The 12,846-nt window shown below is 64.4% G+C and carries 13 protein-coding genes; 7 read left to right on the top strand and 6 right to left on the bottom strand.

Annotated elements, in window-relative coordinates; all coding sequences use genetic code 11:
- Positions 1-9: 9 nt before the first annotated feature.
- The 3 genes from JWQ24_RS13505 to JWQ24_RS13495 all read left to right on the top strand — a co-directional run bounded on the left by JWQ24_RS13505 (position 10) and on the right by JWQ24_RS13495 (position 1,937).
- Positions 10-948 (top strand): aldo/keto reductase, encoded by a 939-nt coding sequence (locus tag JWQ24_RS13505; RefSeq protein WP_299808625.1) that lies wholly within the window; start codon positions 10-12, stop codon positions 946-948.
- A gap of 234 nt (positions 949-1,182) precedes the next feature.
- The gene (locus JWQ24_RS13500; protein WP_299808622.1) at positions 1,183-1,386 is read left to right on the top strand and encodes a hypothetical protein; all 204 of its coding nucleotides are present in this window, start codon (positions 1,183-1,185) and stop codon (positions 1,384-1,386) included.
- A 110-nt stretch (positions 1,387-1,496) separates the two neighbouring features.
- Positions 1,497-1,937, top strand: a complete 441-nt coding sequence (locus JWQ24_RS13495; protein ID WP_299808619.1) for a hypothetical protein — start codon at positions 1,497-1,499, stop codon at positions 1,935-1,937.
- Between the two features lie 31 nt (positions 1,938-1,968).
- On the opposite strand, the gene JWQ24_RS13490 is transcribed toward JWQ24_RS13495, so the two are convergent.
- Positions 1,969-3,186: a DUF1501 domain-containing protein gene (locus tag JWQ24_RS13490; RefSeq protein ID WP_299808616.1), complete on the bottom strand. Its 1,218-nt coding sequence runs from the start codon at positions 3,184-3,186 to the stop codon at positions 1,969-1,971.
- The gene (locus JWQ24_RS13485; RefSeq protein WP_299808613.1) at positions 3,183-4,676 is read right to left on the bottom strand and encodes a DUF1800 family protein; all 1,494 of its coding nucleotides are present in this window, start codon (positions 4,674-4,676) and stop codon (positions 3,183-3,185) included. Before JWQ24_RS13485 ends, JWQ24_RS13490 begins: the two co-directional genes overlap by 4 nt.
- Positions 4,677-4,808: 132 nt before the next feature.
- Between JWQ24_RS13485 and JWQ24_RS13480 the strand changes: the two genes are divergently transcribed.
- Positions 4,809-5,003, top strand: a complete 195-nt coding sequence (locus JWQ24_RS13480) for a hypothetical protein (protein ID WP_299808610.1) — start codon at positions 4,809-4,811, stop codon at positions 5,001-5,003.
- A gap of 26 nt (positions 5,004-5,029) precedes the next feature.
- Here the strand turns inward: JWQ24_RS13480 and JWQ24_RS13475 are convergent, their stop codons facing one another.
- The 3 genes from JWQ24_RS13475 to JWQ24_RS13465 form a co-directional block, all read right to left on the bottom strand.
- Positions 5,030-6,502 carry a sensor domain-containing diguanylate cyclase gene (locus tag JWQ24_RS13475; RefSeq protein WP_299808607.1) on the bottom strand — a complete coding sequence of 491 codons (1,473 nt, stop codon included), beginning with the start codon at positions 6,500-6,502 and terminating at the stop codon, positions 5,030-5,032.
- A 152-nt stretch (positions 6,503-6,654) separates the two neighbouring features.
- Entirely contained in the window at positions 6,655-7,350 is a 696-nt protein-coding gene (locus tag JWQ24_RS13470) for a glutathione S-transferase family protein (protein WP_299808604.1), read from the bottom strand.
- Positions 7,351-7,352: 2 nt separating this feature from the next.
- Positions 7,353-8,063, bottom strand: coding sequence for a glutathione binding-like protein (locus JWQ24_RS13465; protein ID WP_299808601.1), 711 nt, complete (start codon positions 8,061-8,063; stop codon positions 7,353-7,355).
- Positions 8,064-8,263: 200 nt separating this feature from the next.
- Between JWQ24_RS13465 and JWQ24_RS13460 the strand changes: the two genes are divergently transcribed.
- Positions 8,264-8,662 carry an EF-hand domain-containing protein gene (locus tag JWQ24_RS13460; protein ID WP_299808598.1) on the top strand — a complete coding sequence of 133 codons (399 nt, stop codon included), beginning with the start codon at positions 8,264-8,266 and terminating at the stop codon, positions 8,660-8,662.
- Between the two features lie 15 nt (positions 8,663-8,677).
- Here JWQ24_RS13460 and JWQ24_RS13455 read toward each other — a convergent pair whose 3' ends face one another.
- Positions 8,678-8,950, bottom strand: coding sequence for a hypothetical protein (locus tag JWQ24_RS13455; protein WP_299808595.1), 273 nt, complete (start codon positions 8,948-8,950; stop codon positions 8,678-8,680).
- A 320-nt stretch (positions 8,951-9,270) separates the two neighbouring features.
- Here JWQ24_RS13455 and JWQ24_RS13450 point away from each other — a divergent pair, with 320 nt between their 5' ends.
- Positions 9,271-10,341 (top strand): hypothetical protein, encoded by a 1,071-nt coding sequence (locus tag JWQ24_RS13450; RefSeq protein WP_299808592.1) that lies wholly within the window; start codon positions 9,271-9,273, stop codon positions 10,339-10,341.
- A gap of 49 nt (positions 10,342-10,390) precedes the next feature.
- The coding region (gene uvrB / locus JWQ24_RS13445; RefSeq protein ID WP_299808589.1) for an excinuclease ABC subunit UvrB at positions 10,391-12,846 on the top strand (2,456 nt) is incomplete at its 3' end.

Here is a 12,846-nt window from a genome sequence, read left to right as displayed (position 1 = left end):
GGATCGATCATGCAAATACGCAATCTCGGCGGCTCCGGCCTGCGCGTCTCCGCCGTGGGCCTCGGCTGCAACAATTTCGGCCAGCGCACCGATCTGGAAACCTCCCGCAAGGTGATCCACAAGGCGATCGACCTCGGCATCACGCTGTTCGACACCGCGGACATCTATGCCGGCATGGGCGGCTCCGAGACCGTGCTCGGCCAGGTGCTCGGCGATCGCCGCAAGGACATCGTGCTGGCCACCAAGTTCTGCAAGCCGATGGCCACCGATGGCAGCAAGCAGGGCGCGTCGCGGCGCTACATCATGAGCGCGATCGAAGCCAGCCTGAAGCGGCTCAACACCGACTATATCGACCTGTACCAGCAGCACGATTTCGACCCGCTGACGCCGATCGAGGAGACGCTTCGCGCGCTGGAAGACCTCATCCGCCAGGGCAAGGTGCGCTACATCGGCAATTCGAACTTCCCGGCATGGCGTCTGGCCGAAGCCGAGATGACCGCGCGCGGCATCAACGTCTCGCCCTTCGTGTCGTGCCAGGATGAGTACAGCCTGGTGGTTCGCGATATCGAGAAGGATTTGCTGCCAGCCGCGCAGCACTACAATCTCGGCCTGCTGCCGTTCTTCCCGCTGGCCAGCGGGTTGCTCACCGGCAAGTACAGACCGGGCGTCGCGCCGCCGGCCGACAGCCGCTTCGCGATTGCACCGGCATTGCGCGACCGCTCGGTCAACCCGCGCAACGAGGCGGTCGTGGCAAAGCTCGAAGCCTTTGTGCAGGCGCGCGGCCACACCATGCTGGAACTCGCCTTCTCCTGGCTCGCCGCGCGACCGCAGGTCTCCAGCGTGATCGCAGGCGCCACACGCGTCGAGCAGATCGAGCAGAACGTCAAGGCGATCGAGTGGACCATCAGCGCCGAGGACATGGCGGAGATCGACAAGATCACGCTGTAGTCAGCTACAGCACCGCGCTTTCTTCCCCTCTCCCCTTGCGGGAGAGGGGAACTACGCCATCCGGCCAAAGTCGTCACTCACCCCTCTCAATCCGCTCGGCGGAATAAAGCATCCCGCACCCGGACGATGAGTTCCGCTCGCGCACTTCAGGCGATGCGGGATCGGCCGTTTGGCCCATTGTGACTTTGGTAATCATGTGTCAGCTTCTCTCAAAATAAAAATTGGGAGAAACACATGCCTGACATCCTGAAGATGGATGAGCTGCTCGCGATCCACGAACAGACCCGCGGCGCGCGCCGCCCGGCTTCCGTACGACCGACCCGCAATACCGCCGTGATGAAGTGGTCGCTGATCGGCCTCGGCACGATGTTCTATGCCGTGCCCGCCCTCGGCATGATCGGTTATGCCTTCTGGGTGGCCGCCAACCTCAACAAATAAGCGTTTGCGATAGCAACAGCGCGTGGGGTTCATGATGGACCGGGGCGCTATTTTACCCAAAGGTGCGCTGCCGCCGCATTGGCGTGCGAATCAACTCCCCGAGGAGCATCATGTCGTCATCCGCTTTGCGTACCGCCATCGTCGCTGCCAGTCTGGCCATTGCCGGGCTCGGTCTTTCCTCTGTCGCGCGCGCTGATAGCGGCACGATCCGGATCTCGGTGCTGAAGGGCGGCTGGTTCATCGGCGCGTCCGGCGGCTCGGGCACGCTGACGTTTCGCGGCCGGACCTATCCGCTGTCGATCGGCGGCCTGAGCGCCGGCCTGGTGTTCGGCGCGTCGCAGACCTACCTCTCCGGCCGCGTCAGCCGCATCAACCGCCCCTCGGATGTCGCAGGCGTCTATGGCGCCGGCGGCGCAGGGGCCGCGATCGGCCGTGGCGTCAGTGCCATCGTGCTCGCCAACGAGAAGGGCGCGCTGCTCGAACTGTCCGGCCGGCAGACCGGCCTGATGGTCAATGCCGATCTCAGCGGGCTGGCGATCTCGCTGAAGTAGCAGCTACGCGTAGGCGTACTGCGCAGCACGCCTACGCGACCAGCCCCTTGGCCGGCCGCACCATCGCACTGTCCGGGAAAACACTGTCGGCCAGCACGCGCTCGCCGAGCCCGAGATGGTCGTGCAGCACGCCCTTGAGGATCGCGCGCAGATCGGTGGTCGGCGCGAGATCGCGGGACTCGTAGAGATCCGCAGGCCGCAGTCCCGGCCAGTTCGCGATCACCCTGCCGCCCGCGACCGCGCCGCCGGCCAGCAGCGCCACGGTACCGGTGCCGTGGTCGGTGCCGGAGGTGCCGTTGATCCGGGCAGTGCGGCCGAATTCGGTGGCGACGACAATCACGGTGTCGCGCCAGTGCGCCCCCAGCCCGCTCTCGAATTCCGCCAGTGCATTGTCGAGCCCGCCAAGCAATTGCGCGAGACGGCCGACCGGGCCGCCTTCCTGCGCATGGGTATCCCAACCATCGAAAGCGAGCGCGGCAACGCGCGGGCCGTCGTCAGCCGCCATCACCCGCGCCGCGCCGCGAGCGATCTGCTGCATGGCGGTGACCTTGGCGCCGGGCGCCGGCTTCGCCATCTCGCCGGTGGCGAGCTTGTCGAGCTGCAGGCCCTGCGACAGCGCCACGGCGAGCGCGGGGTCCTGATGTCGGTAGAGTTCGATCAGCCGCGCGGCGGTGTCATCGGCGGCGGTCGGCAGGTTGACCGGCGCCCAGCCGACGGTGGGCGCCGCGCCACGCAGCACCAGCGGCGTGGTCGGGCCGATCGCAAGACCTGAAGAGACACGCTCACCGCGCGGCAGCGCGGCGATGGCGCGGTTAAGCCAGCCGGACTGCACCCGGCCGGGGCCGGGAAAGCCGCTCTCCAGCGTATCCTGACCGTCGAAATGCGAACGCTCGCGATACGAGGTCGCGACTGCGTGAACTACCGCGGCCTTCTTGTCGCGGTACATCCGGGCGAATTCCGGCATCGCAGGATGCAGGCCGAAGAACGGGTCGAGCATGATCGCTGCGTTGGGGCCATCTTTCGCCAGCGCGATCGAGCCATGCAGGCCGGCATAATCGGGGTCGCCGATCGGCGCTACGGTGGCCAGCCCATCCAGTGCACCGCGCAGGATAATCACGACCAGCCGCGGATCACGCGCATCCGCCGCCCTAGCGAATTTCGGGATGTAGGCCCAGGCGGCGAAGGCCGCGCCTGATAGCAGCAAGGAGCGGCGCGTCGGGGACAACCTCGTTTCGCAATCCATCGTCATCTCCTCTGGAATTCGGGCGACATCAGCAACAGCGCCAAGGCCTGCTGCCGCGTCTCCGCGCGCGCGATGGTCTGCCGCGTCTCGCTCGATGCGGCTTGCCCCGCGACGACATCGAGCAACTCGCGGGCGTCCATGCTATCCGCTATCCGGCTCGATATCTGGGCGGCGATATCGAGCCGCAACTTGAGGCCCTCGGGCGCGGCCCAGGCGGCGTTACTGTCGGCAAAACCGTTCGGCCCCGGCGGCGTCCACAGCGGCTGGCCGAGCGTGTTGAGGCTGCCGATGTAGCGGCCGGGATCTTCCGGAATCCGTGCCAGAATGCGGCCGGCCGCGATCAGGTATTCGTAGGGACTGCGCAACTTGGTCAGCGGCGCGCTCCATGCCTCGCCGGAATCGACAAGCGCCAGCGACAGCGCTTTCAGATCACCGTCAGATTTTTTGAACACAGCTTCGAGTTTTGCTACCAGAGCCGGCGGCGGCGTGTCCGCGACGAAGTGCTGCGCGAATTTGGTCGCAACGAATCTGGCGGTCGCCGGTTGGCGCGCGATATCCGCAAGTGCGGCTTCGCCCTGCGTCACGCCGGTGTCGTCGTAGCTCTTGCCGAGCAGCGTCTGCGCGCCGGGCTCATGCGCATTGGCGTTGAAAATGAAGCTGCCGGGCGTGCCGATCTTGCTGTCGCGGCCGGCGAAGGTCCAGCCCGTGATGATCCGCGCTAGCGAAGTCACGTCGTCCTGCGTATAGCCGGAGCCGACGCCGAGCGTATGCAGCTCCATAATCTCGCGCGCGAGGTTCTCGTTGAGGCCGCGCTTGCCATGCTGGCCAGCCTTCGATTCCGGGCCGATCGATTGCTGGTTGTCGAGGAAGAACAGCATCGCCGGATGCTGTTCGACGGCGCGCAGCATGTCGCCGAATTTGCCGAGCACGAACGGGCGGATCGCCTCGCGCTCGAACGAGCCGGCCCAGATCCGCGCCGGTTCGCCCTTGTTCGCGGAGATGCAGAAATGGTTCGACCAGAAGGTGACGAGGCGCTCGACAAAGCCGCCATCGACAATCGTCGCGCGCTGAATCCGCGCCAGCGCTTCCGCACGAAATACCTTCTGCACGACGTTAAGCGGTGGCTGTGCGACCGGCGGCTTCGGCGCGTCGGGCTGCACGGTCATCACGGTGTTGCCGGATGACATAGCGTCAGATTTGGTGTCAGATTTGGCGTCGGGCTTGCTGTCCATCGTCGGGGCGGCTGCTTCCGCGGTCTTGAGCGCCTCACGCGCGACCTTGACCTCAAGCTGGTAGGCGAACAGCGCCTGCCCCAGCGCCGGCGTCGCTTGCAGGCCCGGCAGTTCGAGCAGCGCGCCGTCAACGCGCGCCAGTTCCGACTTGACGAAGCCGCGCGGGTCCGACGCCGCGCTGACGATATCGCCGGACGAGCCGCCGCGGGCGCCGAAGCCGAAACGATTGAGCGCGACAAGGGCGCCTTGCGGGTCGCGGGCCATCGGGTCTTCCTCAATCTGCGGTGACCGCCGGCTTTCGCCGATGCCGGCTTGGTCGTATGATCAGTCAGCCGATCATAGGGCCGCGTCCGATGAACGCTGCATGAAAATCCCGGTTAAACTTTGGCTCCTGCCATGACAACTCCGACAGAAACAGCCTTGAGGTCCAACCGCCGCCTCGCTTGCGCCGAATGCGGAACCGAATTCGGCTGCGACCTGTCCGGCCAATGCTGGTGCGCTGCGGAAACTGCAAAACTGCCGATGCCGACCGCGGGCGGGGATTGCCTGTGCCGGGAGTGTCTGCGGAAGAAGGCGGCGACTGCGGAGTAAGCGTCAGCAGTCTCTGCCGGGAGCGCCTACGCCGCACCAGCTGCGCGCCGATCGCGATCGACCTGCAGATAATACAATCGCTTGGCGTGCAACATCTTCAGATCGGCGCGTTTGACGACCTGCTCGAGCCGGTCACCGGGGCGGCTGGTGGCGATGCCGGTGGAGATGCTCAGTTCGAGGTCGGGATAATACTGGTTGTTGACCTCGATCAACCCGGCCAGCGCGGTCAGCACGGCCTGGCCGCCAGCAGCGTCGGTGCCAGGCAGCAGCACTGCGAACTCGTCGCCGCCTATCCGCGCCACCGAGGCCGGCTTCTCCACCAGCGAGCCAAAAACTTCTCCGGCACGGCGCAGCAGCGCGTCGCCGACGGCATGGCCCAGTTCATCATTGGCGGTCTTCAGCCCGTTGAGGTCAGCGATGATGACGGTGATCGGCAACGGCCCCTTGCGCTCCAGCCGGTTCAACTCGTCGGCATAAAACGAACGATTGAGCGTCCGCGTCAGCACGTCATGGGTGCCGAGATATTCGAGATAGGCTTCCGCCTTCTTGCGCGCGGAGATGTCGGTGAGCGCGACCTGAACCAGCGACCAATCGCGTTCATGGCTCGGCAGCACCGAGAATTGCAGAAGCAGATGCAGCTTGGTGCCGTCGAGCGCGTAGTTCACGACCTCGCGCTGCTGGAACAGCTTGCCGGCCCAGAGATCGACCAGTTGCTCGCGAAAATGCGGACCCATCTCGTCGCGGAACACGTTGCCGAGATTGCGCAGCAAGGTCTCCGTGTCCGGCGCGGCGAACAGTTCGAGCGTGCGGGCATTGACGTCGAGCACCCGGATCTCGCTCATGCAGCGCGAGACGAATTCCTCATGCACATCGGTGAAGACGCGAAAATCCTCGACGCCGCGCGCGCGCACGTCGTCGATCAGCCGCTTCACGCCGCTGAAATCCTCAACCCACAGCGACACCGGCGAATGCGCGAACAGGCCGGTCGCGTAGTTCTCGGTGGCTATGAGACTGCGCCGCGCGCCTTCGCGCTCGCTGACATCCTCGATCGCGACCATGACGCGGTCCCAACTCGCTTCGTGGCCGGGAAGGATGATGGCGCTGAGCTGGATGTCGAGACGCTCGCCCGACAGCGTGTAATTGACGGTATGGCTGGAGAACCTGGTGTGGCCGTCCCAGAGCTGCACCAGTTCCTCGATATGCGTCTTGAAAGTGTCGTCGCGCAGCACCTTGCCGAGATCGGCGATCAGGTGCTCGAGATCGCGGGCACCGAACAGCGACAGCGTCTTGCGGTTGACCTTGAGGATGCGGATGCGCTCGGAACATTGCCGGACGCGGACCGGATCCTCCGCAAGGTGGGCCCTGAGATCGGCGACGCCCTGCGCACGCCATTCATCGAACAGCGCCTTCACCGCGCTGTAGTCCTCGATCCACAGCGACACCGGAGCAAGTTCGAACATCTTGGCGTCGGTGGCGGAATCGATGAGAAATTCGGACATGGAGACCTGGCGGTAATACCGTTTCGGGTTCGATGTACCGATTTAGGCAGAATCCGTTAAGAAACTCTCAGTTGTAGTTACGAATGGCGGCGATCCCCGGCAAGAATCCGGGTTCCATCGCAGGCCCGCCGGGACGACGGCGCGGCCCCCGCCTAAACCGCATATCCCGAGCTATTCCGCGCCATGCCGCCGAACGCATCGAGCAGCTTCTCGCGCCAGGCGTAGATCGCGTCATCCTTCGCCAGCAACTGGAACGGGCTGATCGCCCGCGCCCACTGGAAACCGCCGAACACGATGTAGTCGGCGTAGTTCGGCGCAGCGCCGCCCAAAAACGGCTGCGTCTTCAGCGTCAGCCGCATCGGGTCGAGCGACTTGCGGAAACCGGCGACAGCATTGTCGCGGCCGGCCGACACTTCTTCCAGCGTCTTGCCGAAGCGCGCTTCGCGGCTCTGCCGGAAATAGACCTGGTCCACCGGCCGCAAATGACCGTAGATATCCGCCACGATGAAGGGGAACATGCCGCCGACCACCACCGTGTCACCCCACCAGTTCAGCATCCGGCCCATGGCGCGGCCGCCGTCGCCGCCGAACAAGGAGGGCCGGTCGGGATAGGCATCTTCGAGATAGTTGGCGATCGCCCAGGAATCCGAGACCGTATTTTCGCCGTCGATCAGCACCGGGACCTTTTCGGACTTGTGCTGCGTGATCGCCTCGCGCTCGGTGAAGCGCCACGGCACCGAGGTGATATCGAGCCCCTTATGCGCCAGCGCCATCCGGGTCCGCCAGCAGAACGGGCTGAACGGACGGTCCTCGTCGGTGCCGACCAGTTCGAACAGTTGTCGCGACATGGTCAACCCTTCACATTCGCGGCGGTCTGGCCGAACAGCACCTTGCGCTCGGCATCGGTGCGGATCGCCAGCTGGCCGAAATTCGGGTTGACTTCTTTCGCTTTGGCATAGGCACGCTGCACGGCCGGGCGCAAGGCGATGGTTTCCAGCCAGCGCTTCAGGTGCGGGAAGTCGTTGATGTCCTGGCTCTGGTTCTTGTACGGCACGATCCAGGGATAGCTCGCCATATCGGCGATGGAGTAGTCGCCGGCGATGAATTCGCGATCGGCGAGCCGCTTGTTCAGCACACCGTATAGCCGGTTGGTCTCGTTGACGTAGCGGTCGATGGCGTAAGTAATCTTCTCCTCCGCGTAATTTGAGAAGTGATGGTTCTGCCCGGCCATCGGACCGAGCCCACCCATCTGCCAGAACACCCACTGTATCGCGTCATAGCGGCCGTAAATATCAGCCGGCAGGAATGTCCCGGTCTTCTCGGCAAGGTACAGCAGCATCGCACCGGATTCGAAGATCGAAATCGGCCTGCCGCCGCCTTTGGGCTCGTGATCGATCATCGCCGGAATCCGGTTGTTCGGCGCGATCGCCAGAAACGCTTCCGCGAACTGTTCGCCCTTGGCGATGTTGATCGGGAAAACCTTGTAGGGAAGCGCGGCTTCTTCCAGAAAGATCGTGATCTTGTGGCCGTTCGGCGTGCTCCAGTAATACAGATCGATCATCGTGCGGCAGTCCCGGATATGACGGAGAGAAGGCATCGCTGGAGGATGCGGGTGCGTAAAATTCGCCGGAGCGTACGGCGGAGTCAAGCGCGACTGCCGTGTTGCGCCGGCCGTTCCTTGCGGTGGCATCATTTCAATGTTGTATCCGGTAGCCGGTTGACGCAACCTGAGGATGGTCCATCGTTTCAAGGGAGATGAACATGACCACACGCCGCAAGGTTTTGCTGTCCCTCGTCGCCCCCCTCCTTCTGCCCCTCGCACACGCGCCGGCCGACGCCGCCTCATTCCTCGCCAGCCTCGATCCCGACAGAGACGGCACCGTCGACATGGCCGAAGCCAAGGCCGCGGCGTCGAAACTGTTCGACCGGCTCGACCGCGACAAGGACGGCACGCTGGACGCCAAAGAGCTGCGCGGCCGGGTCAGCGCCAAGGAGTTCGCCGCCGCCGACCCCGACAAGGATGGCACACTCGACAAGGGCGAATACTTGTCGATCGTCGAAGCCCACTTCCGCGCCGCCGATCCCGACAATGACGGCACGCTGGATGCGAAGGAACTCGCCTCGCCGTCCGGAAAGTTGCTGCTGAAACTGCTGCGCTAGGTTAGTGCGCGCCGTTTATGGAAAGTGGCGGGCGGCCGTGATGAACAGGCCGACCTCCACGACCGCCAGCAGCATGAAGCTGCCATGCGCTCGCTGGCACGTCGCGGGATCGCGCCATCGCCACTTGCGGCGACGCCCATAGACGGCCACGCCATCAATCAGCGCAAAGATGGCAAGAGAAGCCAGCCCCCAGGGGGCCGCGGCAGAGCCGTACATCGCCACCACCCACATCACGCCGCGAGATCCGAGATGACCGAGCGAGGCGGACAACCGCTCGATCGGCACCATGAACCGCACGCACAGCGAAGTCGCGGCTCCCCGGATACGAAACTCCCCATGACGAACACATAGATCACTTCACAGGATCCCGCCCCCGCGCCGAAGCCAATGACATCGATCCATTCTGACGTCGAAACCGCCAAAAGTGAGCGCCAACAAAATTACGTGATCGTTGTTTTTGCGCTGTAAATCCACGCTTGAACGTTTCGGGCCTTAAGGCCGACAAAGGGCGTGAAGCTATCGACATACCAGCGGCTTCCGGCCACCATCGCCGATGACTTCACATCATGACAATTGACGGCGTCGAATGGCGCTTGCGGAGAGCGTGCATGCGATATTCGACCGACGATCTGCGCGCGGCTGTGGCTGCCGGCGTCCTTCCGTCCGCCCAGCTCGATGCGCTGCTGGGATTTCTCAGCGCGCACCCTGGCGAAGCGGCGGCTAACGGCCCGAAATTCGATATCGTGCATCTGCTCTGGTACGCCGGCGCGCTGGTCGTGATCAGTGCGATGGGGCTGTTCTCGACGCTGGCTTTTTCGCAAATGGGCGGCCAGGCGCTGACCGCTACCGCGCTGATCTATGCCGGCCTTTTCTGGGCTGCCGGCCACTATCTCTGGACTGCCAAAAAGCTGCGCACGCCGGGTGGCCTGCTGATCGCCGTCGCCGTGGCGATGACGCCGCTCGCCGTGTACGGTCTGCAGGATGCCTGGGGCGCGTGGACCGAATTCGGCAAGCCGGCGCAGATGCGCGATTTCTATCAATGGATCAAGGGCAGTTTCGTCTTCATGGAACTTGCGACCATCGCCGCGGCCATCGTGGCGCTATACTTCTACCGCTTTCCGTTCATCGTCTTCATCATGGCGGTCGCGCTGTGGTTTCTGTCGATGGACGTCGTGCCCTGGATCGCCGGCACGAGCTACGGCAACTGGGAATTGTCGCGCAAGGTCTCGATCTGGTTCGGTCTCGGCATCCTGGTCGCCGCGGTCATCGTCAACCTGCGGCAGCGCGGCGGCGATTTCGCATTCTGGCTGTATCTGTTCGGCGTGCTGACATTCTGGGGCGGCATCACCTCCTCGTCGAACGGCACCGCGCTCGACAAGGCGTTGTATTGCGCGCTCAACATCGGCTTCCTGATCCTGGCGGTCGCCCTGTCGCGCCGGGTCTTCGCGGTGTTCGGCACCATCGGCATCGCGATCTATCTCGGCGACCTCGCGGACAAGCTGTTCAAGGACTCGATCCTGTTCCCGTTCGCGCTGTCGCTGATCGGCATCGGCATCATCGCGCTCGGGCTGTACGTCCATCGCAAGCAGCATGTCATCAGCGCCTGGGTAGAGGCCCAACTGCCGGAATCGCTGCTCAGGCTGCGGGCGGAACAAAGGGCCATATCTCCACAGGCCTGACGCCCGCCGGACCCTTTATTCGGCGGCCGATTGCCCCCATATTCCACCCATGGCGAAAACCCCCGAGACACCGAAAAAACCTGCAGCGAAGCGCGCGAAAACCCCGGCGGCGAAGCCCGGCGCGGGGCGTCCCGACGTCAAGCCGATCGGCCCGGCGCTGGCGGAACTGCTGAATCCCGCGATCAACCGCGGCGATGCCGGCATGGGCTCGGGCACCGGACTGCAGCCGCCACCGAGCAATTCGTTCGAACGCCGCTCCGGCGGCGAGGCCGCGGTGCATCGCGCCCGCAAATCGACGCCGAAAAAGTTCGAAGGCGATGCCGGCCCGCGCCCCACGCCGCTGCAGCCCTTCCCGCAGCCGCCGGCGCCTTATGCGCCGCGACTCAGCGAGCAGGGCTTTGAGGAAGCGCCGCAGGCCAATTACGGCACCTCGGCCGCGATCCCGGCGATGGATCCGGAGCTAGCCAGACAACTCGGCTTCACCACCGAGGAAGAGGACAACGCGGCGCTGGCCCGCCCGCCGCGCAACAAGATGGAAGCACTGGGCGTGCAGGCCACCGCCGACGCGCTGGAAGCGCTGGTCACCAACGGCCGGCCGGAATTCAAGGACGACAAGATCTGGGTGCCGCATCGCCCGCCACGGCCGGACAAGTCCGAAGGCGGCGTGCGCTTCGTCATCAAGTCGGAATATGAGCCGAAGGGCGACCAGCCGACCGCGATCAAGGAGCTGGTCGAGGGCATCTCGCGCAACGATCGGACGCAGGTGCTGCTCGGCGTCACCGGCTCCGGCAAGACCTATACGATGGCCAAGGTGATCGAGGCGACGCAGCGCCCGGCGATTATTCTCGCGCCGAACAAGACGCTGGCGGCGCAGCTCTATGGCGAGTTCAAGAGCTTCTTCCCCGACAACGCCGTCGAATATTTCGTGTCGTATTACGACTACTACCAGCCCGAGGCCTATGTGCCGCGGACCGACACCTATATCGAGAAGGATTCCTCGATCAACGAGCAGATCGACCGGATGCGACATTCGGCGACGCGCGCACTGCTGGAGCGCGACGACGTCATCATCGTGGCGTCGGTGTCGTGTATTTACGGTATCGGCTCGGTCGAGACCTACACCGCGATGACCTTCGCCCTGAAAAAGGGCGAGCGCATCGACCAGCGGCAGTTGATCGCCGATCTCGTCGCGCTGCAATACAAGCGCACCCAGCACGATTTCACGCGCGGCACGTTTCGCGTGCGCGGCGACGTCATCGACATCTTTCCGGCGCACTACGAAGACCGCGCCTGGCGCGTCAACCTGTTCGGCGACACCGTCGAGACCATCGAGGAATTCGACCCGCTCACCGGCCACAAGCAGGACGAGCTCGAATTCATCAAGATCTACGCCAACTCGCATTACGTGACGCCGCGCCCGACGCTGATCCAGGCGATCAAGTCGATCAAGGCCGAGCTGAAGGGCCGGCTCGAGCAGCTGCACGAGCAGGGTCGCCTGCTGGAAGCGCAGCGGCTGGAGCAGCGCACCACCTTCGACATCGAGATGATGGAGGCGACCGGCGCCTGCGCCGGCATCGAGAACTACTCGCGCTATCTCACCGGCCGCCGGCCGGGCGAGCCGCCGCCGACGTTGTTTGAGTATGTGCCGGACAATGCGCTGGTGTTCGCCGACGAGAGCCACGTGACGGTGCCGCAGATCGGCGGCATGTTCAAAGGCGATTTCCGGCGCAAGGCGACGCTGGCGGAATACGGCTTCCGGCTGCCGTCCTGCATGGACAACCGGCCGCTGCGGTTTGAAGAGTGGGACATGATGCGCCCGCAATCGGTCGCGGTGTCTGCCACGCCGTCGGCGTGGGAGCTGAACGAATCCGGCGGCGTGTTCGTCGAGCAGGTCATTCGCCCGACCGGGCTGATCGACCCGCCGATCAACATCCGCCCTGCCCGCACCCAGGTCGACGATCTCGTCGGCGAGGTCCGCGCCACCGCGAACGCCGGCTATCGCAGCCTGATCACCGTGCTGACCAAGCGGATGGCGGAAGACCTCACCGAATATCTGCATGAGCAGGGCATTCGCGTGCGCTACATGCACTCCGACATCGACACCATCGAGCGCATCGAGATCATCAGGGATCTCCGGCTTGGCGCGTTCGACGCGCTGGTCGGCATCAACCTGCTGCGCGAAGGCCTCGACATTCCCGAATGCGCGCTGGTCGCCGTGCTCGACGCCGACAAGGAAGGTTTTTTGCGCTCCGAGACCTCGCTGATCCAGACCATCGGCCGCGCGGCGCGCAACGTCGACGGCCGCGTCATCCTCTATGCCGACAAGATCACCGGCTCGATGGAACGCGCGATGGCCGAGACCGACCGCCGCCGCGAAAAGCAGGTCGAATACAACACGCTGCACAACATCACGCCGGAGAGCATCAAGAAGTCGATCGGCGACATCATGAACTCGGTCTACGAGCGCGACCACGTGCTGGTGGAAATCGGCAATGGCGGCATGGC

Source organism: Tardiphaga sp. (assembly GCF_028290495.1).
In the GTDB taxonomy this organism is placed as follows: Bacteria; Pseudomonadota; Alphaproteobacteria; order Rhizobiales; family Xanthobacteraceae; genus Tardiphaga.
The sequence above is the reverse complement of the archived record's forward strand: the minus strand, read 5'-3'. Positions and strand labels throughout refer to the sequence as shown.